Raw genomic sequence first — 20,324 nt, 5'->3', positions numbered from 1 at the left:
TCAAACTCCGCGCTTATTGCCCCAGATCAGCACATGAAGCTGGGGCAATACATGGGCCTCGAACCAGCGATCTGCCATTACCTTGTCTATCAGCCATTCCATGCGGCGCATGATGCCGTTCATGTCGATGCGGGCATCGTCATCTTCGGGCGGCGGCGGTGTATGATTGCCGGGCTGAAGGTAAACGGCCAAATGCGGGTGACGTGCTGATGCTGCCTTTGCAAAGGCATAATCCGCATCATCAAAGACCACGAATTTCAGCACCGTCCGGGGTTTCGATCCTGCTGCATCAATGGAAGCTGCGAGCGCACCCCAATCCGTCTCCATGCCACTTGAAGGTGGTTTCGGACTGAGCACCAGCGTATCGAGTTTGGCAAACCAGTCTTTTGTCAGCGATCCCTGAGTTTCAAGCGCAAAGCGATAACCTTGCGCGTGACCATGATCGATCAGTGGTCCCAATGGCTGAATGGCTGGATTGCCGCCAGAAAGTGACACCGTTATGGGCTTTTTACCCGAAAGTGCCGTCACTTCGTGCCATATGGCTTCAACGCTCATCGGTTTCCAGTCATGGCGAAAGCGGCTTTCAACAGCGTGCAGACTGTCACACCATGCGCAGCGGTAGTCACAGCCGCCCGTACGCACGAAAACAGTCGGCTCGCCGCTCAACACACCTTCGCCCTGAATGGTCGGACCGAAAATCTCGCTGATGCGGATTTCGGGGCTGGCCTTCATGATCGACTCTCGGGCCGATACTCTGCCCATGTCTTAGGCGTTTCGCTGACCCTTACCGCTGTGACTTCCTGCCAGCGTGTCTGGCACCAGTCATAAAGATGGCGCGCCAGAAACTCTGCCGTCACGCAATTATGCCCGAGCACATCATTGAGATGGCGGTGATCGAGCTCATCATCGATATAGCGCTTGAGTGGCGCCAGCTCGTGATAATCACGCACGAAACCATGCTCATTGAGATCGGCTGAGGAAAGTTCCACTTCAACGGTGTAATTGTGCCCGTGCAGTCGCGCGCATTGATGATCAGCGGGAAGTTCGGTCAGCTGATGCGAAGCGGAGAAATGGAATTCCTTGGTGATGCGAAACATCAGGCGCTCCCTTTCTCGATTGCGGCCCGCCAAAAGTCGGCATCCTCATAGCGGGTAGGATCTGTGACACCTGCCAGATGAAAGGCTTCGCGACGTTCGACACAGGTGCCGCAACGCCCGCAATGATGCTCGCCGCCCTTGTAGCAGGACCACGTCGCTTCAAACGGCGCCTTGTATTTTGCACCGTCTGAAACGATGTCGCTTTTTGACTTGTGCACATAGGGCGCAAGCACCCGAATATCGGCATATCCTTCCAGCGCATGGTTCTGCATGGTCTGGAAAGCGTCGATAAAGCCGGGACGGCAATCGGGATAAATGAAGTGGTCGCCACCGTGAACGGCGAGCGCCACGGCATCGGCTTTTTGGGCTGCTGCCACGCCAAAGGCGATGGCCAGCATGATGGCATTGCGGTTGGGAACGACCGTGATTTTCATCGTTTCCTCGGCATAGTGGCCGTCGGGTACATCAATATCATCCGTCAGGGCAGAGCCGGTAAGGCTCGCACCGATTGGACGGATGTCGATGGTTTGATGGGGCACATTGAGCCGCTTTGCGCAGGCTTCCGCAAAGCTCAGTTCCTTTTTGTGCCGCTGACCATAATCGAACGAGATAAGGCCAGTGAGCTGATGTTCCGCCGCGATTTTGTGCGCGAGCGAAACAGAGTCCAATCCGCCGGAGCAGATGACAAGCGTCTTCATAGTTTGAGTCCTTGTTTTGACCGGGTAGGCTGCGACCGGATGTTTACGCGGTTCTCCTAGCGCATGAGGTCGGGCTTGTAAACGCCACGAAAATGCGAGGAGATGCGCGTCAAAGAAAAGTATCAAAGGTATCAACCGAACAAGACAAGACCTGACAAACGTTAGTGCAAAAACGGAATGACTATCTGTCAGAATAAATTCATTTAAATCGATATTGCCGACCATCCGCGATTGACGTGCACGTCAACCGTCTTTAGGTTTCGTGCCGGTTCCTGATGTTGCGGGGAAGGGCTGGTTTCGTGGCGCTTCTGTCAGCAGCATTTTCATGTCGGTTTCTGACATGCGGGCAAAGATTCACGGCGGCATAGTCGTGCCGCAAAAGTCATTGAAGAGGTAATCGCGGATGAAAGTCCTTGTCGCAGTAAAGCGGGTTGTAGATTACAACGTAAAGATCCGTGTTAAGGGAGATGGTTTGGGCGTTGAGCTTGCGAACGTGAAGATGTCGATGAACCCTTTTGACGAGATTGCGGTTGAGGAAGCAATCCGTCTGAAGGAAGCTGGCAAGGTCACGGAAATCATCGCGGTTTCGGTCGGTCCGGCACAGGCGCAGGAAACGCTGCGCACAGCCCTTGCCATGGGGGCTGATCGCGCGATCCTCGTGAAGACCGATGACACCGTTGAGCCGCTCGGCGTTGCCAAGGTGTTGAAGGGCGTGGTCGAGGCTGAACAGCCGGATCTCGTTTTCCTCGGCAAGCAGGCGATCGACGACGATGCCAACCAGACCGGCCAGATGTTGTCGGCATTGCTCAACTGGAGCCAGGCAACGTTTGCCTCGAAGGTTGAACTGGGTGATGGTTCGGCCAAGGTAACGCGCGAAGTCGATGGCGGTCTTCAGACCATTGATGTGAAGCTTCCTGCCATTGTCACGGTTGATCTTCGTTTGAACCAGCCGCGCTATGCATCGCTGCCAAACATCATGAAGGCGAAGAAGAAGCCGCTTGATGAAAAGTCGCCTGCCGATTTCGGTGCTGATATTGCGCCGCGTCTCAAGGTCCTGAAGACCGAAGAGCCGGGTGGCCGCAAGGCTGGCGTGAAGGTCGGTTCGGTCTCCGAACTGGTCGAGAAGCTCAAGGCCGACGGCGTATTGTAAGAAATCGGAAGGGACAAACACATGGCTATTCTTCTTATTGCCGAACATGACAATGCAAGCCTTTCCGATCAGACCGCAAAGGCACTGACAGCCGCCGCTCAGATCGGTGGTGATGTTGATATTCTGGTTGCAGGCAAGGGTGCAAAGGCTGCGGCTGATGCGGCTGCAAAGCTTTCTGGCGTGCGCAAGGTTCTGCTGGCTGAAAGCGATGCGTTGGAAAATCGTTTGGCTGAGCCACTGGCTGCAGCCATCGTTGAACTCGCAGGAAACTACGACACGATCATTGCACCAGCCACCACGTCGGCCAAGAATGTGCTGCCGCGTGTGGCAGCACTTCTCGATGTGATGCAGTTGTCGGAAATCATGGAAGTGGTGTCCGCTGATACGTTCAAGCGTCCGATCTATGCGGGCAATGCGATCCAGACTGTGCAATCGACCGATGCCAAGAAGGTCATCACGGTTCGTACCGCTTCGTTCCAGGCCACCGGCGAAGGCGGCTCGGCTTCGGTTGAAAGCGTGAATGCGGCGAGCGATCCGGCGCTGTCGAGCTTCGTTGAAAACGCGCTTTCGGGCGGTGATCGTCCGGAACTGACTTCGGCCAAGATCATCATTTCGGGCGGCCGTGCGCTTGGTTCGTCAGAAAAGTTCCAGGAAGTGATCCTGCCTGTGGCTGACAAGCTTGGTGCAGCCGTTGGTGCCAGCCGTGCGGCGGTTGATGCGGGCTATGCGCCCAATGACTGGCAGGTTGGCCAGACCGGCAAGGTGGTTGCACCGGATCTTTACATCGCAGTCGGCATCTCGGGTGCGATCCAGCATCTGGCAGGCATGAAAGACAGCCGCGTGATTGTTGCGATCAACAAGGACGAGGAAGCTCCGATCTTCCAGGTTGCTGATTATGGGCTCGTCGGGGATCTCTTCACCGTGTTGCCGGAGCTCGAAAAAGCGCTCTGATTATAAGAAAGGCGGCAGGGAAATCTGCCGCCTTGTTCATTTGCTGCCCGTCCTTTGCGCCGAGTTTCTGCCGGTGTTCGGACGGGTTCTTTATAAGCATTGCTGAAAACTCGACCTGAAGTTTAGGATTGCATTTTAACAGGCAAGCTGTCTTGTTAACCGGGCTTTCAAGCAATGTCAGATACAAGGCTTGGTAAGGGGCTTGGTATGGGGCTGAATGCAGGCCAGATGCAGGTTCCCTGTATTTGAAGAATGGATGATATACTCAAGCAGATCTCCGCTATTGGGCGGGAGCGTGAAGGAGTTGAGACTGTGGCGATCAAGACGGTAGGCATTGTTGGCGCGGGACAGATGGGAAGCGGAATTGCCCATGTTTGTGCGCTGGCAGGATACGACGTGCTTTTGCATGATGCGGCGGCAGACCGGCTGGAAAAGGGTATTGCCACAGTCAATGGCAACATGGCGCGACAGGTGTCATCCGGTAAGCTGGAAGAGAAACAGCGCGCCGATGCTATGAAGCTGATCCGTGCAGCGAATTCCATGGAAGATCTGGCGGGCGTCGATCTGGCCATCGAGGCAGCGACAGAAGACGAGACCGTCAAGCGCAAGATTTTCGCGCAGCTTTGTCCGATCCTGAACCCGGAAGCGATTGTCGCAACCAATACATCGTCGATTTCCATCACGCGACTTGCGTCAACCACAGATCGTCCGGAGCGTTTCATCGGTATTCACTTCATGAATCCGGTACCGCTCATGAAGCTGGTTGAGCTGGTGCGCGGTATTGCGACTGAAGAAGATACGTTCCGCAAATCGAAGGATTTCGTAACGGCACTCGGCAAGACCGTAACGGTTGCCGAAGATTTCCCGGCCTTCATCGTCAATCGTATCCTGCTGCCAATGATCAATGAGGCGATCTACACGCTTTATGAAGGTGTGGGCAGCGTAGAAGCCATCGATACGGCGATGAAGCTTGGTGCCAACCATCCTATGGGGCCACTGCAGCTTGCTGATTTTATCGGCCTTGATACCTGCCTTTCGATCATGCAGGTGCTGCATGACGGACTGGCCGATTCCAAATATCGCCCATGCCCGCTTTTGGTCAAATATGTTGAGGCGGGATGGCTTGGCCGCAAGACGGGCCGCGGTTTCTATGACTACCGTGGCGAACATCCGGTTCCGACGCGATAAAACCTTTATGCTTTTCTGACAAAGCCGGTGTATTCACACCGGCTTTTCTAATTGTGTCTAATTTCTCACGTCTGTGGAAAACCTGAATATCGTTACCATTAACTTACTGTTAACTCTGCAGATTTAGGAGTTATTCATCTTTAATCGTTAAAGTTTTCATTAAGATGTTCGGAAGCTAAAAAGCATTTAACTCGGCCCCTATGGGCGCTTGGCGAACATCACTTTCGAGCAGCAAATTCTTGATGAGGTGAAGGCGATGAACATTATCGTTCAGCTACGTGACAGCGTTAATGTCATCCGTGAGTTCGTCGCACCAAGCTACAGGCCCGAGCGCCATTATATGCGCGGCCCGGGTCCGGCTTGCGCGGCACGCACGGCAAACTAAACACTGAGCTTCGGTTCTCATTTTCAGACTCAAAGCCTGTCAGGCTTTTGTCGGAGATGAACTGAGTTTCAGGCAACAGAAAAGCCAGAGCGGATGACCGCTCTGGCTTTTTGTTTGTTGGGTTCAGGCTGCGATCTTATTCCAGACCTTCAAACAGCGCGGTCGAAAGATAGCGCTCGGCAAAGGAAGGAATGATGATGACAATATTCTTGCCTTTGTTCTCCGGGCGCTTGCCGACTTCGATGGCGGCTGTGAGCGCCGCACCCGACGAGATGCCGACAGGAATACCTTCAAGACGCGCAATCAGGCGTGCATTGGCAAAAGAATCCTCGTTGGAGACAGTCACCACTTCATCATAGATTTCTGTGTCGAGCGTCTTTGGTGCAAAGCCTGCGCCGATGCCCTGAATCTTGTGCGGACCGGGTGTACCGCCCGAAAGAACCGGGGAATCCTTAGGCTCGACAGCGATCACTTTGAACGATGGCTTGCGTGACTTGATGACCTGACCGACGCCGGTAATGGTGCCGCCGGTGCCAATGCCGGAAATCAGGATGTCGGCTTCGCCCTTGGTGTCATTCCAGATTTCCTCAGCCGTTGTGCGGCGATGAATTTCAGGATTGGCTGGGTTTTCGAACTGCTGTGGGATGATCGCATTCGGATTGCCTTCTGCGATTTCCTCTGCCTTGGCGATAGCGCCCTTCATGCCTTTCGGGCCTTCGGTCAGCACGAGTTCGGCACCGAGCAGCTTGAGAAGCTTGCGACGTTCAACCGACATGGTTTCAGGCATAGTCAGCACCAGACGGTAGCCCTTGGCGGCGGCCGCAAATGCCAGTGCAATACCGGTGTTGCCCGAGGTTGGTTCCACAAACACGGTCTTGCCAGGAACAGCTTTGCCCTGCGCTTCAAGTGCTTCAATCAGTGCAAGACCGATACGGTCCTTGACGCTTGCCAATGGGTTGAAGAATTCCAGCTTTACCAGCAGGTTGGCTTCGACGCCGTTTTCCTTGGCAAATTTGTCGATGCGGACCAGAGGTGTGTTGCCGATGGTATCGAGAATGGAATCATAGATGCGACCGCGGCCTGCAGTTTCGCCGTCTTTCGCGCCAAGGGGCTTGCTCATGGAAAAATCTCCTTCTGTTTGACGCGAAGTTTATGAGGAAATGGCGCAAAAGCATAGCTGGGACCGTGCTTCTGAACGCATATAATTGGAATTATATTCTTTAAAGGAGTGGTACTTAGAAGATAATTCCATGTTATCGGGTATCAGCAGGGTGCACGATCATTTGTACAAAAATCGGTCATTCCTGGCACTAAAACCTTGTCCCCGGTCTTTCGACAAGCTTCTCATGTCTATAAGCTTTTGCTGTCTTGGAGCGGTCCCAGTTGAGATTGAATCGTTGGAACCGCTTCGCACTTTTAGCTCAAATACTTCATTGATCCGTATCAATGCTCTTTGCGTCAGGACAGGCATGATCGGTTAACAACTGCAATCTGGAGGCATGAACCGTGTATAAGTCTATTTTGATCGCAACCGATGGATCTGAACTCGCCGATAAGGGCGTGGACCAGGGGCTTGCTCTTGCAAAGCAACTTGGGTCAAAGGTGTTGTTTGTTTCGGTGACCGAACTTCTGCCATCCTATGGCATTGTTGTGGCTGCTGAGTGGGCATCAAGCCCAGCGGCCTTTCAGGAATATCGTGAGGCTATAACCAAAGCTGCCGCCGAGCTTCTCGCGAAGGCAAAGGCAAAAGCCGAGAGCGTAGATGTTTCTGCTGAGGTTCTTCACATTGAAAACCAGTCACCAGCACAGGGGATTATCGAGGCGGCCAAGCACAAGCATTGCGATCTGATCGTCATCGCATCGCATGGCCGTCGCGGCGTCAACAAGCTGCTGCTGGGCAGTCAGGCCGCGGAAGTGCTGTCGCTAAGCGCTGTTCCGGTGCTGGTGGTCAAGTAAGCTGCGCAGTCCGCGCGACGATGAACACGGATTATTGTTCGTGGCCGCTCGATTGAGCGGTCAACAACGCAAGAAGATTCCCAAACGTCTCTGATAAGCTGTTCCTGCTCACTTTGTTGAGCGGGAGTATCTTTTACAGGAGACAAACATGACCGCGCCTCGTCCAAACAAGACCAGCATCGGTAATCATGTACTTCATCCAGAAACCCAGATGCTGAATTACGGCTATGACCCCGAGCTTTCCGAGGGGGCAGTCAAGCCACCGGTGTTTCTAACTTCGACCTTCGTTTTCAAGACTGCCGAAGACGGGCGCGATTTCTTCGATTTCGTTTCCGGCCGTAAAGAGCCGCCCGCAGGGGTTAGTGCGGGTCTTGTCTATTCGCGCTTCAATCATCCCAACAGCGAGATCGTGGAGGATCGTCTTGCCGTTTATGAAGGGACCGAGAGTTGCGCGTTGTTCTCGTCCGGCATGTCGGCAATTGCGACAACCTTGTTTGCTTTTGCGCGCCCTGGAGACGTAATCCTGCATTCGCAGCCGCTTTACGGTGGCACAGAAACATTGCTCGCGAAGACTTTCCATAATTTCAATGTTGCGGCTGTGGCCTTTGCCGATGGTGTGCATGAAGCTTCGATTGAAGAGGCTGCCGATGAAGCCACAAACAAGGGGCGAGTCTCGGTCATCCTGATTGAAACGCCCGCCAATCCGACCAACAGTCTGGTCGATATCGCAGCCATCCGGCGCGTTGCCGATAAGATAGCAGCGAAGCAGGAAGGGGTCCGCCCGGTCATCGTTTGCGACAACACCTTGCTCGGTCCTGTTTTCCAGAAGCCGCTCGAACACGGCGCAGATATTTCGCTCTACTCGCTGACCAAATATGTTGGTGGCCATTCCGATCTGATCGCCGGTGCTGTTCTTGGTGCGAAGGCCGTGGTTAAGCAGATAAAGGCGCTGCGTGGGGCGATTGGAACGCAGCTCGATCCGCATTCCTGCTGGATGCTGGGGCGCTCGCTTGAAACGCTGGGTATTCGTATGGATCGTGCGGACAAGAATGCTCTGGCAATTGCCGAGTTCCTGCGCGAGCATCCAAAGGTTGAAAAGCTGCATTATTTGCCATTTGCAGACCAGGCTTCTGCTGTTGGTCAATTGTTCAAACGCCAGTGCTCAGGCGCGGGCTCGACCTTTTCATTCGATATCAAAGGCGGTCAGGCGGCGGCATTCCGTTTCCTGAATGCTTTGCAGATCATGAAGCTTGCGGTCAGTCTTGGCGGTACAGAATCGCTTGCAAGTCATCCCGCTGCAATGACGCATTCCGGTGTTCCGGTTGAGGTGCGTGAGCGGATAGGGGTGCTCGAATCAACAATTCGCCTGTCGATTGGCATTGAACATCCTGATGATTTGATTGCAGATCTCGCACAGGCTCTTGAAGCAGCTTGAATAACGGGTGGTGGGATAAATGGTGCGGGTGGTCGGAATCGAACCGACACTCCTTTCGGAACCGGATTTTGAGTCCGGCGCGTCTACCAGTTCCACCACACCCGCACATAACTGCCAATGCAGTCTGATATGGTCCAAAGACGGACAGCGGGGAGGGATATACCGGCTAAACGAAACAAGGTCAATCGCCCTCAAGCGGCTTGACCGATTATACTTTCAGGTTGAGCCGCGAAGTCAGTGAGACAGACGATATGGCTTGAACAAAACGCTTAAATTACCTGTCCAAAAGGCCTTTTTAAAGCCGCTCAGAGCATCGTGCGCCCTCCTGGGCGCGCAAAGCATGCTCTAATTTATTTAATCTACACATCGTGCTTTCCAAAAATCGATTCCGATTTTGGGCTGAGGTTGTAGAGTAAAATCCGAACTGAGTGACATCGGGATCAACAAGGTTATGATCTTATAAAATACACGTTCACCCCTCCCGAAAAGTGTAGAACGCTTAAGCGGGATCAGACAAACCGCATACCAACCAGATCTTAGAGCGCAGATCTCAGTCAGCTAGGTCGGATACTCTCTGGAGCGTGTCGCGCTTAATCGCAGCCATGGGCTCGCTCCAGATTCCTTTAATTGCGGCATATTCGCTAACGCTAAATGAAACCATTTGAGCGCGACATGCTTTAGCCTCAGCGGCGCAGATTGTACTCGACAATATTCCAGCAGACCAGAAAGGCGATAAAGCCAAGCACAATCAGGTCGAGGGTTTTCAGATAAGTGAGATATTCAAACATAGCGCATCTCCTTCCCAAGGGAGGCGCTTTGGTGTTTGTGAGCGGCGAAAGAAGGTCGTTATTATTCATTTACTTGATCTCAATTGAGTAAAACCCAATGCCAAGCAAATCAGACCCTCATTTTTCGCCTGCAATTTTCTAATTTCAGGCGCTCTCCCAGAAGCAATGATAGCACAGATTCATGTTATCTCAAGTAATCGCGTCTTTTTTCTTTTGTCTTGATTTCCTGTTATTTGCGCTCGGTAAAGTTGCGGATTCGATTTCGGATGATACGCGTCAGATTGCGGGTGCGCTGATAGAGGTGGATCTGCGATGCTGCCTGTCGAACATTCTTGTCGGCACCCGGATGAAGACCAATCACCAGAGTTTCAATGGTTTCACGCTCTTTAAACAAGCGGGACATCACGGGATGATCCGGCACGGCGCAACTATCTGTACGTGTGATGTTGGTATCCTCAAGGTGATTTTTGACCACCTCGATCATTAACAGCGTACCCGGCGAATAGGCCTGAAGCGTTTCATCATAGGCGGTTTTCCAGGTCCACGCTTCGCCTGAGACTGTGAATACAATCAGGATGGCAACCACACGGCCAGCGAGTTCCCCAGCAAGTTCCAATGTGTGGATGCGAACGCAGTCGCGTTCGGCAAGATTGTTGACGGCTTCGCGGGCAAAGGCTGCCCGAAACCGGTCAACTGCCATGGCGGTTCCGCGTCGGCCTTTCCAGCCACTGGCTTCCAATGTCAGGAAATGTTCGAATGCGTGGCGGACTTCATCCGGCGTCCTTGCAATGCGGTGCACGAATTCGCCTTTTTCGGCAAGGCGGCGCCACAGGCGGCTATAATCGCGACGATGATGCGCGCCAATAGCCTGTTTGATGTAGGTTTCGCCATCCTGATTGCTTTCGAGGAACGGACGCTGTTTCTGCTCAATTGAAACGATGGGTAATTGTCGACCGACCGCGACCGAACGGATCAGTTTTGCGACTGCACCATTGGCTCGCATTTCAGGAAGCACGAGGACTTCCGGCATTTTGATATGATCGCGTGCCAGAATATCGAACAGGTCTTCCAGGACACCGACCGGATCATCATGGTCGATAAGCGGCGTGCCCTGCGGACCAAAAGGCGTTGCCCAGGCACGGATAACGGGTGCGGAAAGCGGTAATCCAGGGCGCTCGATCGTATAGGGCATGACAAAACGCAGCCGGCTACGAACTTCGTTTTCATCACGCATGACCATGAAACGCACTTCGCGGTCTTCCAGACGTGGCATGGCAGGTGCCAGAAAACGCGCGTTGAAAAAGATGTTCGGCTCAATCGTACGGTTGCTCAGGTGGTCAAGCTCGTCACGCAGCTCAAAACCAGCTGATGCGCCGTAGATCGCAAACTTGCGTGGAATATCGCGGCTGTTCAGGCTTTCCTCCAGCCGCTTGGTCGCATCCAGGGCTGGCAGGCTTTCGGATAATTGCGAAATGATGCGGGCTGTGTGTCCGCCTGCGGATTCTTCAAGCAAAGGTTTCGCGGCCATTACAAGGTCTCCTCAGAGCTATTGCTGCGGGCGTCTCGGGTGCGCTTTTCAGGAATAAGAATAAACATCGTGATCTGCATGGTGCGGTGCACGGCGGTCGAAAGCAGAACGGCCTCAAGCAGCATCGAAATGGCTGTCGAGAAAGCCGCTCCCATCAGGCCAAAGCGTGGAATGAGAAGAAGATTAAGCGCGACGTTAACGGCCAGCGTGACTGCATAGAGCAGGGCGCAGATATTCTGCTTTCCAGACATGTTGAGCAGGCTTTCGGCAGGTCCGACGCTTGCGCGTGCAATCACACCGATAATCAGAATGAACAGAAGCGGATAGCCCTGTGTGAAGACGCTGCCAAAGAGCATCAACAGGGGATAGCCCATGGCGAGAATGACAACTCCGAGAAACAATGTTGGCCAGAAGGTCCAACGGGTCGATGCTTCTGCAAAATTTGCAAATTCGGCACGATCGCCGCTGTGCAACAGATCGGAATAGCGTTGTGCAACGCTTGCCTTGACGGCGAAATAGACGAAATGCGCCAGTGCCATGATTTTGGTTGTCACGAAATAGATTGCCACATGCTGTGGGTCCATGAGGTGGCCAACCATCAGCACATCGACATTGATCAGAAGGAAGAAAAACCCTTCGACAAAGAAAATCGGCAGAGCAACTTTCATCCAGGTCGCCAGATGGATTTCCTTTGGCCCGGACGGAATATCCTTTGCCAGCGACCGATCAAGGGTCAGCAATTGCCCGACCGTCGTTGCCCATGTGGCAGCAATGGAAACAGCAAGTGCAGTCGTAGCAGTAGAAGGCAATCCTGCGACGTGAGCTGCGACCATGAAAATGAGAACGAGGAGCGGGCGGATGATATAGCTCGGCGTCAGTGCCATCATGATCCATGTACGCGACCGGGCAATGCCGTCGAGCATATTGCCAAGCGTAATCATTGGCAGGCAGATGAAGCCGAGAATGAACGGAATGAGGTAATAGCTCGCTATGTGGTCTTTCAGAAGTACCAGCAGCACGGCTCCCAGCAGGGCGATTACGGTGGCTGATCCAAGCGCGAAAAGCCGACCAGTATAAAGAATACCACGCAGCGGATTAAGCAGGTTGTGCTGAATATATTCCGGCACATATCGGATGATGGTGGTGTGCAGCCCGAAACAGGCAAGATCACCGATAATGATCATGGAGAGCCAGACGAGCACGAAAATGCCGTACTGGAACTCACCCATCCAGCGGGCGAGGATAACTTGCGAGAGCAGAGCTATGGCAGCGCTCGCCGCACGTACAGAAAAGGCCAGCAGCGACGAACGCTGGGCACTTGCCTGTGGGCCTTCTCCCATCAGGACAGCATCCATCCGCTCCGTCACAGGACGAAGTTTGGCTGCGATCTTGCCAGGTAAAAACTGGCTCGCTGCTTTCGCTGCCGAAAAACCCACTCGTTGCCAACCCTGTTTGTTACGGCCCCTATGTTTAAGGTTCCGCACTTCTGCTGATCTTCTTGAGGATCATCTTTTATAAGCATCCGACACTGTGCCGGTTTTGCGATGGCTGATTATTAGATGGTAGTTCTTTACAAAGGTAAAAAGAAAAAACCTTCGCTGTCAAAGCGAAGCCAAATTGAAAGAGATGGTAATTACTTTCTGAATATATCAGTTTTTAAGAGATTACTGAAATTACGGTGCGCAGTGACCAGCTGTCTTCTTTGCGCATTTGTGATGTATCGCTTTGCCCTTTCAAGCTCTGTAAGCTGAAGCGCTATACTTATGAAGAAAAACCCCAGCGATTTCGCGCCAGGGTTCGGTATCTGATAACACTTTTCGGGATGCGCTCCAGTTATTCGTTTTCGCGCATCTTCTCCGAAAACCGCTTCGCACTTTTCGGGATGCGCTTAATCAAACGCTCCGTGGCAATGCTTATATTTCTTGCCTGATCCGCAAGGGCAGGATTCATTACGGCTAACCTTGCCCCATGTCGTCGGATCCGCAGGGTCACGTTCTCCAGCCGGGATGATGCGTTCATCCTGCTGATGTTCGGCCCATGCATTTTCGTCAAAGTCGTTTTCGCCGGTGGTGCCGTCGATATGAACACCGGTCATTGGCGGAAGTTCCGGTTCAGGAGGCGCTTCACGGACGATTTCGACGCGCATCAGCTGGGTGATAACTACTTCACGCAGGTTTGCGAGCAGGGCCTGAAACAGTTCGAAGCCTTCGGTCTTGTACTCGTTGAGCGGATCGCGCTGAGCATAACCACGGAAACCGACGACCGAGCGCAGATGGTCGAGATTGACGAGGTGTTCGCGCCACAGATTGTCGAGCGACTGCATGATCACCGACTTCTCGATGTAAGTCATGATCTGCGGACCGAAGCGTTCTGCCTTCTCAGCAGCAGCCTTGTCGGCGGCTTCCTTAATGCGAGCTTCAAACTCTTCCTCAGCGATGCCTTCTTCCTTGGCCCATTCATCGACAGGCAAGGCGAGGTTGAGCTTCGTGAGAATGTCGTCCTTGAGGGCGGCAATTTCCCACTTTTCAGCGTAGGCATCTTTCGGAATACGCAGCCTGACCATGTCTTCGATGACCTCGTGGCGCATCTCGTTCACTGTCTCGGTCAGGTCTTCTTCGTCCATTATTTCAAGGCGCTGCTCGAAGATCACCTTGCGCTGATCGTTCATAACGTCGTCGTATTTGAGCAGGTTCTTACGAATTTCGAAGTTGCGTGCTTCAACCTTGGTCTGCGCCTTTTCAAGCGCCTTGTTGATCCATGGGTGGACGATGGCTTCGTCTTCTTTCAGGCCGAGTTTCTGCAGCATGCCGTCCATACGGTCGGAGCCGAAGATGCGCATCAGGTCGTCCTGAAGCGACAGGAAGAATTTCGAACGGCCCGGATCGCCCTGACGACCAGAACGTCCGCGCAGCTGGTTGTCGATGCGGCGGCTCTCGTGACGTTCAGTGGCAAGAACGTAAAGACCACCGGCAGCGAGCGCCTTTTCTTTCAGCTTTGCGATGTCAGCCTTGATTTCGACGATTTTTGCGTCGCGCTCCGGGCCTTCAGGCACATCTGAAAGTTCCTCACGCACGCGCATTTCAAGGTTGCCGCCGAGCTGAATATCCGTACCGCGACCAGCCATGTTGGTGGCGATGGTCACAGCACCGGGCACACCGGCCTGCGCGATAATGAAAGCTTCCTGCTCGTGGTAACGGGCGTTAAGAACCTGGAAGCCCTTGATGCCTTCCTTGCGCAGACGCTCTGCAAGCTGTTCCGATTTTTCAATCGATGTCGTACCGACGAGGACCGGCTGGCCTTTTTCGTGCGAAGCCTGAATATCGCGCACGATAGCTTTGTATTTCTCTTCGACCGTACGATAGACTTCATCATCTTCGTCGAGACGCTTGACCGGCAAGTTGGTCGGGATTTCGAGAACTTCCAGACCGTAAATATTGCCGAATTCTTCCGCTTCTGTCGCAGCCGTACCGGTCATGCCGGAGAGCTTGGTGTACATGCGGAAATAATTCTGGAAGGTGATCGAAGCCAGCGTCTGGTTTTCAGGCTGGATCGTAACCTTTTCCTTGGCTTCCAGTGCCTGATGGAGGCCTTCCGAATAGCGGCGGCCCGGCATCATGCGGCCGGTGAATTCGTCGATGATGACGATTTCGTCGTTACGGACGATGTAATCCTTGTCGCGCTGGAACAGTTTATGTGCCCGCAGCGCGTTGTTCAGGTGATGGACGATTGCGACATTTTCGATGTCGTAAAGGCTTTCGCCTTTCAGATGTCCTGCAGCGTCGAGAAGCTGCTCAACCTTTTCGGTGCCGACTTCGGTGAAGATCGCCGTCTTCTGCTTCTCGTCGATTTCGAAATCTTCCGGCTCAAGTGCTGGAATGAAGGTGTCGATGAGGTTGTAGAAATCAGAGCGGTCTTCAAGCGGACCGGAAATGATCAGTGGCGTGCGCGCTTCGTCGATGAGGATCGAATCCACTTCGTCGACGATGGCGTAGTTGTGGCCGCGCTGAACCATCTGGCCACGCTCGTATTTCATATTATCACGCAGATAATCGAAGCCGAGTTCGTTGTTGGTGGCATAGGTAATGTCACAGGCATAAGCTGCCTGACGCTCATTATCATCGAGGCCGTGCTTGATGACGCCTACGGTCAGACCGAGGAAGTTATAAAGCTTGCCCATGGTTTCGGCGTCGCGGCTGGCGAGGTAATCATTGACCGTCACCACATGTACGCCCTTGCCTTCAAGCGCGTTGAGGTAGACAGGCAGGGTCGCCATCAGCGTCTTGCCTTCACCGGTACGCATTTCAGCAATACCGCGTTCATGCAGCACCATGCCGCCGATCAGCTGTACGTCGAAAGGACGCATGCCAAGCACGCGTTTGGCGGCTTCACGCGCCGTCGCAAAAGCGTCCGGCAGCAATGCGTCGAGCTTCTTGCCTTCCGCGAGAGCTGCACGGAATTCCGCAGTCTTCGCCTGAAGCTGTTCGTTGGTAAGCCCTTCGTAATTCTTCTCAAGCGCAGTAATCTGTTCCGCACGGGCCCGCAGTGATTTCACCTGGCGGTCGTTGGATGAACCGAATATCTTGCGGGCGAGGCCGCCAAAGCTGACCATTCCTGGTCCTTTCCTGTCCGTTCAGCCGGAAGCGCTTCCGGCGCCAAGCCCTTTTCGATTTCACCGAAATTCTCGAAAGGCTCTAACTCTTTGTTTTATCGCATTTTCGAACACAAAAGCGCTTTGCACTTTTACCGATAATGCTTTGTCGAATGCTTTATTCACGCGTATTGAAACAAATGCAAGAAAACTGCGCTTTAAAAGCTGCCGGATACGGCGCATTTTTCGCGTAATTCTCCCGGTCGCTTACTGGACGACAAGTCGAAGGACAGATAAGAGGGGCTTCAAGCGATGTCAACGTTGCTCGATAGGCCGGAAATCCTGTCTTTTATCGCGGACAACAGTCCTCCCGGGCCAAATTCCGCCGCATTCATGGGGCCGGTAGGCGGTCTCGAAGGAGAGAATCTCATATGAAAGCCATTCTCAAAGCCCCGTACCGCAAGGCTCTTGCCATTCTTGCCACGTCTGTTGCACTGGCAGGTTTTTCGGGCATCGTTGCCTTTGCGCAGGATGCTGCACCAAAGCCAGTTGAAGCTGCTGCATCTGCTGCCGCTTCCGAAGATCCTGCAAAGGTTCTGGCGACTGTAAACGGTAAGGATATCACCGTAGGTGAGGTCGACCAGGCCGCTGGTGATCTGGATCCGCAGTTTGCACGCCTTCCGGCTGAACAGCGCCGTCTGGCCGCTCTCGCAGCCCTCATCGACATCAAGGCGATGGCTGATGAAGCTGCGAAGGAAAAGCTCGACCAGAGCGATGAATTCAAGAGCCGTATGGAATTCCTGCGTGAACGCGCGCTCCATAACGAATATTTCAAGGACGCGGTTGTCGACAAGATTTCCGACGCCGATGTTCGTGCGCGTTACGACAAGGAAATTGCAGCCATTCCCCCACAGGTCGAAGTGCGTGCACGTCACATTCTCGTGAAGACCAAGGAAGAAGCTGAAGCAATCATCAAGAAGCTTGAAGGCGGCGCGAAGTTTGAAGATCTCGCCAAAGAAAGCTCGACCGATGGCACCGCTGCCAATGGTGGCGATCTCGGTTACTTCTCTGAAGGCCAGATGGTTCCGGAATTCGAAAAAGCCGCTTTTGCGCTGAAGCCGGGCGAATATACCAAGGAACCTGTGCAGTCGCAGTTTGGCTTCCACGTGATTCAGCTTGAAGATCGTCGTACCAAGCAGCCGCCAGCGTTCGATCAGGTTTCCGAGCAGATTCGTTCGATCATCATGCGTGAGCGTTATGTCGAAATGGTCAAGAAGCTGCGCGACGGCATGAAGATCGACTATAAGGATCCGGCCGTCGACAAAGCCATGAAGGAAGCGGCAGCGGCACAGGCACAGGGCGATGAGGGCGATGCCCCAGCCGCTCAGCCGCAGCAGTAATCCTTGAATGAATTAAAAACGCCCCGGATTTCCGGGGCGTTTTTCATTGCGACTTAAGAGCGGCTTCAATTTTCTCCGGATAGGAGGAAATGCTCTAAGCATTTGTTTTGGAGCGCATCTTGTCCGAAAACTGCTCCACACTTTTCGGATTTCGCTTTAGTTATCTCTTGATTTTGTGCCGCAAACATTTCCAATGCGGCAGAATCAAATCGCAGCTCTTCAGAGGCACTCATGTCCGCGTCCGTATCACCGCTTGCTCCAAAACATTATCCGTCCATGCCGCTCATTCACGGTGTGCGTATTGCAACTGCTGCTGCCGGTATCAAGTACAAGGGCCGCACGGATGTCATGCTAATGGTGTTTGACAAACCTGCAGAAGTGGCGGGTGTTTTCACCCGTTCGCTTTGCCCATCCGCTCCGGTTGATTTCTGCCGTCGCAATCTTGCACATGGCAAGGCACGCGCAGTGGTGGTTAATTCCGGCAATGCCAATGCCTTTACCGGTCTTAAGGGCCGTGCAGCCACGGAAGCAACGGCAGAAGCAGCAGCCAAGGCTGTTGGCTGCAACACGACCGATGTGTTTCTTGCCTCTACCGGTGTGATCGGCGAGCCGCTTGATGCGTCGAAGTTCTCGGGCCTTTTGAGCGATATGGCAGGCTCGGCCAGCGATGATTTCTGGACGGAAGCCGCCAAAGCCATCATGACCACCGATACCTATCCGAAAGTGGCCACTGAAACGGTGCTGCTCGGTCAGGTTCCGGTAACGATCAATGGCATTGCCAAGGGTGCAGGCATGATCGCGCCTGATATGGCAACCATGCTTTCATTTGTCGTCACGGATGCACCGATCAAATCCGATGTGCTGCAAAGCCTGCTTTCCAAGGGCGTTGGCCCGACCTTCAACGCGGTCACGGTTGATAGCGATACATCCACATCTGACACGCTGATGTTGTTTGCGACGGGTTCCGCTGCTGAACGCGGCGCGCCTGAAATTACAGATGCTTCCGACAAGCGCCTCGGCGAATTCAAGAAGGCGCTGGCACGCGTTCTGAAATCGCTGGCGCTTCAGGTCGTGCGTGACGGTGAAGGCGCACGCAAGATGGTCGAAGTTGAAGTAACGGGCGCGAAGTCGGCCGCTTCGGCCAAGAAAATTGCGCTTTCCATTGCCAATTCACCGCTGGTCAAGACAGCAGTTGCCGGCGAAGACGCCAATTGGGGCCGTGTCGTCATGGCTGTCGGCAAAGCGGGAGAACCGGCTGATCGCGATCTGCTGGCAATCTGGTTCGGCGATATTCGCGTCGCGCATCAGGGCGAACGCGATCCGGCCTATTCCGAAGAGGCAACTTCCGCCTATATGCAGGGAGAAGATATTCTGATCCGCGTTGATCTGGGGATCGGTAAGGGCAAGGCGACAGTCTGGACCTGCGATCTGACGAAAGAATATGTGGCTATTAATGGCGACTACAGAAGCTGAGTTTACGGAGTTGACAGTGACAAAGCCCGGTTCCGCGCCAAGTCTTGCTATCGTTCGCCAGCTTGAGGCCGTGGGCTTTCGTGCATGGCCCGCCACGTCTGTTCATTATGACGGCACGTGGGCGATACGTATGACGGCAGCGCATCCTTCAAAGCGCCTCAACTCGGTCAACCCGCTTGATCCGGGCGATACACGTGACATTCCGGCGCGTGTCGAGCTGGCTTCGCAACGCTTCCGCGCTTACGGACGTGTGCCATGTTTTCGTCTTTCGCCGCTCGCTCCGGTCGAACTTGAAGATTATCTTGAAGGTCTGGGGTGGAAACGTCAGGACGAAACCATCGTCATGACTTCCAATCTGGAAGAGCTGGATCTGTCGAAGGAACAGGATCAGATACCGCTCAAAGATATCGGGCGCTTTGTCGAGGCATCCGTGATCATCCACGGACGCCCCAAAGAACTTCGTCCGGGGTTCTCGGAACTGCTTGATGGCATTCGTCCCAACAAGGGCATGTTTGTTCTGGAGGAGGGCGGACGCGCGGTGTCCAATGTGCTTTGCGTGCAGGATGGTGTGATGGCCGGGCTTTTCGATGTCGGTACGTTGCCGGATGCCCGTCGCAATGGATATGGGCGCGCCATAATCGGATCAACGCTTAAATGGGCTGTGAGCCTTGGTGCCAAAAAGGCGTGGCTTCAAATCGAAGCGGACAATGTGGCGGGGCTGGCACTTTATGAGCGTTTCGGCTTTCAGGAAGCCTATCGTTACGCTTACCGGGAGAGTAATGAAAAATGAGTGAGACTAAATCCCGCCGTATCGTGCTGGTTGCGGCCTGCGCGCTTGTGGATGCTGATGGACGCGTGCTTCTGGCCCAACGTCCGGAAGGAAAGTCTCTGGCCGGTCTCTGGGAGTTTCCCGGCGGCAAGGTTGAACAGGGTGAAACCCCGGAAGAAACGTTGATCCGCGAGTTGCAGGAAGAGGTTGGCATTACGACAAAGGTGGCTTGTCTTGCGCCTCTGACCTTTGCCAGCCACACCTATGACGACTTTCATTTGCTGATGCCGCTCTATGTCTGCCGCCGGTTTGAAGGTGTCGCACAAGGGCTGGAAGGGCAGGCGCTGAAATGGGTCCGGCCAAAGGATATGCGCGACTACCCAATGCCGCCAGCTGACGAGCCGCTGATCCCGTTTTTGATCGATCTTTTATGAGCTGTGGAAAGTCAAAAAATAGTACCCAAATCCTTACTCGTTAACCCTTCGCGTTAATCGATGATTCACTCAGCTACGGCATTCTCTGGGACAAGTGCCCCGGAGTTTGCCTCATGAGTTTCGATAATAATTATTTCAGTGCAGATCATAATGAATATACGCCGGGTCCACTCTCGAAAGCTGGTCGCGGCATTTTGCGCGTCGTGCTTCTTTTTGGTTCCGCTGCCGTCGCCCTTGCGCTGATCATCGTGCCGGTTTTAAACGATCAGGCCAATAAGGTTGCAGCCCAATCCGTGCTGCCGGATGGCATTGATCGAACCATGACCGGTTCGATCAAACGCGATCCAGTTGTCGCGCGTAAAGCGCCCGTTCGTCCAATCTGCGTCATTGATCCGGACGGCAGCCATACGGGCGATTGCTAGAGCATTTCCTGTTTAAGATGAATCGTAGAAAATGCTCTATCTGTTTGTTTTTAAGCATGTCT

General features: G+C 53.6%; 19 protein-coding genes and 1 tRNA gene. 11 read left to right on the top strand and 9 right to left on the bottom strand.

Features of this window, described 5'->3' with window-relative positions; translation table 11 throughout:
* From queE to queC, 3 genes are read right to left on the bottom strand one after another with little or no spacing between them, the layout of a single operon-like run.
* Positions 1-732 carry a 7-carboxy-7-deazaguanine synthase QueE gene (queE, locus tag C9380_RS11385; protein WP_374844428.1) on the bottom strand — a complete coding sequence of 244 codons (732 nt, stop codon included), beginning with the start codon at positions 730-732 and terminating at the stop codon, positions 1-3.
* Positions 729-1,097: a 6-carboxytetrahydropterin synthase QueD gene (gene queD, locus C9380_RS11380; RefSeq protein WP_128093558.1), complete on the bottom strand. Its 369-nt coding sequence runs from the start codon at positions 1,095-1,097 to the stop codon at positions 729-731. The genes queE and queD overlap by 4 nt, the downstream gene beginning before the upstream one ends.
* Positions 1,097-1,795, bottom strand: a complete 699-nt coding sequence (gene queC, locus C9380_RS11375) for a 7-cyano-7-deazaguanine synthase QueC (RefSeq protein WP_128093557.1) — start codon at positions 1,793-1,795, stop codon at positions 1,097-1,099. The genes queD and queC overlap by 1 nt, the downstream gene beginning before the upstream one ends.
* A 403-nt stretch (positions 1,796-2,198) precedes the next feature.
* Between queC and C9380_RS11370 the strand changes: the two genes are divergently transcribed.
* From C9380_RS11370 to C9380_RS28325, 4 genes are all read left to right on the top strand, one after another.
* Positions 2,199-2,945 carry an electron transfer flavoprotein subunit beta/FixA family protein gene (locus tag C9380_RS11370; protein ID WP_128093556.1) on the top strand — a complete coding sequence of 249 codons (747 nt, stop codon included), beginning with the start codon at positions 2,199-2,201 and terminating at the stop codon, positions 2,943-2,945.
* Positions 2,946-2,966: 21 nt separating this feature from the next.
* Complete coding sequence (locus C9380_RS11365) at positions 2,967-3,896, top strand: electron transfer flavoprotein subunit alpha/FixB family protein (RefSeq protein WP_128093555.1); 930 nt, start codon at positions 2,967-2,969, stop codon at positions 3,894-3,896.
* 312 nt (positions 3,897-4,208) lie between these two features.
* Entirely contained in the window at positions 4,209-5,084 is an 876-nt protein-coding gene (locus tag C9380_RS11360) for a 3-hydroxybutyryl-CoA dehydrogenase (RefSeq protein ID WP_024896859.1), read from the top strand.
* Between the two features lie 256 nt (positions 5,085-5,340).
* Positions 5,341-5,469: a hypothetical protein gene (locus C9380_RS28325; RefSeq protein ID WP_268875812.1), complete on the top strand. Its 129-nt coding sequence runs from the start codon at positions 5,341-5,343 to the stop codon at positions 5,467-5,469.
* Between the two features lie 136 nt (positions 5,470-5,605).
* On the opposite strand, the gene cysK is transcribed toward C9380_RS28325, so the two are convergent.
* A complete protein-coding gene (gene cysK / locus C9380_RS11355) occupies positions 5,606-6,589 on the bottom strand; it encodes a cysteine synthase A (RefSeq protein WP_024896860.1) in 984 nt (327 codons plus the stop codon).
* 386 nt (positions 6,590-6,975) lie between these two features.
* On the opposite strand from cysK, the gene C9380_RS11350 reads away from it, so the two are divergent.
* Together C9380_RS11350 and C9380_RS11345 are read left to right on the top strand one after the other, a co-directional pair.
* Entirely contained in the window at positions 6,976-7,425 is a 450-nt protein-coding gene (locus C9380_RS11350; RefSeq protein ID WP_100558521.1) for a universal stress protein, read from the top strand.
* 148 nt (positions 7,426-7,573) lie between these two features.
* Positions 7,574-8,860 (top strand): cystathionine gamma-synthase family protein, encoded by a 1,287-nt coding sequence (locus C9380_RS11345; protein ID WP_111788081.1) that lies wholly within the window; start codon positions 7,574-7,576, stop codon positions 8,858-8,860.
* Between the two features lie 20 nt (positions 8,861-8,880).
* Here the strand turns inward: C9380_RS11345 and C9380_RS11340 are convergent.
* The 4 genes from C9380_RS11340 to secA all read right to left on the bottom strand — a co-directional run bounded on the left by C9380_RS11340 (position 8,881) and on the right by secA (position 15,785).
* Positions 8,881-8,965, bottom strand: a tRNA-Leu gene (locus C9380_RS11340).
* Positions 8,966-9,877: 912 nt separating this feature from the next.
* Positions 9,878-11,176 carry a type IV secretion system effector crotonyl transferase BspF gene (gene bspF, locus C9380_RS11335; RefSeq protein WP_111788082.1) on the bottom strand — a complete coding sequence of 433 codons (1,299 nt, stop codon included), beginning with the start codon at positions 11,174-11,176 and terminating at the stop codon, positions 9,878-9,880.
* On the bottom strand, positions 11,176-12,612 hold the full coding sequence (locus C9380_RS11330) for a lipopolysaccharide biosynthesis protein (RefSeq protein ID WP_111788083.1): 1,437 nt from the start codon (positions 12,610-12,612) through the stop codon (positions 11,176-11,178). Before C9380_RS11330 ends, bspF begins: the two co-directional genes overlap by 1 nt.
* Before the next feature lie 452 nt (positions 12,613-13,064).
* Positions 13,065-15,785, bottom strand: coding sequence for a preprotein translocase subunit SecA (gene secA, locus C9380_RS11325; RefSeq protein WP_128093554.1), 2,721 nt, complete (start codon positions 15,783-15,785; stop codon positions 13,065-13,067).
* Between the two features lie 410 nt (positions 15,786-16,195).
* Here secA and C9380_RS11320 point away from each other — a divergent pair, with 410 nt between their 5' ends.
* Positions 16,196-17,164 carry a peptidylprolyl isomerase gene (locus C9380_RS11320; protein WP_128093553.1) on the top strand — a complete coding sequence of 323 codons (969 nt, stop codon included), beginning with the start codon at positions 16,196-16,198 and terminating at the stop codon, positions 17,162-17,164.
* 65 nt (positions 17,165-17,229) lie between these two features.
* Here C9380_RS11320 and C9380_RS26810 read toward each other — a convergent pair whose 3' ends face one another.
* Complete coding sequence (locus tag C9380_RS26810; RefSeq protein ID WP_157803346.1) at positions 17,230-17,397, bottom strand: hypothetical protein; 168 nt, start codon at positions 17,395-17,397, stop codon at positions 17,230-17,232.
* On the opposite strand from C9380_RS26810, the gene argJ reads away from it, so the two are divergent.
* From argJ to C9380_RS11300, 4 genes are all read left to right on the top strand, one after another.
* Positions 17,396-18,637, top strand: coding sequence for a bifunctional glutamate N-acetyltransferase/amino-acid acetyltransferase ArgJ (gene argJ, locus C9380_RS11315; RefSeq protein WP_024899664.1), 1,242 nt, complete (start codon positions 17,396-17,398; stop codon positions 18,635-18,637). The genes C9380_RS26810 and argJ overlap by 2 nt on opposite strands.
* On the top strand, positions 18,618-19,427 hold the full coding sequence (locus C9380_RS11310; protein ID WP_105708354.1) for a GNAT family N-acetyltransferase: 810 nt from the start codon (positions 18,618-18,620) through the stop codon (positions 19,425-19,427). Before argJ ends, C9380_RS11310 begins: the two co-directional genes overlap by 20 nt.
* Positions 19,424-19,840: an 8-oxo-dGTP diphosphatase MutT gene (gene mutT, locus C9380_RS11305; RefSeq protein WP_105708352.1), complete on the top strand. Its 417-nt coding sequence runs from the start codon at positions 19,424-19,426 to the stop codon at positions 19,838-19,840. Before C9380_RS11310 ends, mutT begins: the two co-directional genes overlap by 4 nt.
* Positions 19,841-19,953: 113 nt before the next feature.
* Positions 19,954-20,262 carry a hypothetical protein gene (locus C9380_RS11300; protein ID WP_095447546.1) on the top strand — a complete coding sequence of 103 codons (309 nt, stop codon included), beginning with the start codon at positions 19,954-19,956 and terminating at the stop codon, positions 20,260-20,262.
* Positions 20,263-20,324: the final 62 nt, after the last annotated feature.

The sequence above is a fragment of the Brucella pituitosa genome (assembly GCF_003049685.1).
Classification (GTDB): domain Bacteria; phylum Pseudomonadota; class Alphaproteobacteria; order Rhizobiales; family Rhizobiaceae; genus Brucella; species Brucella pituitosa.
Note: the sequence above shows the minus strand (reverse complement) of the source record. Positions and strands in the feature narration are given on the sequence as shown.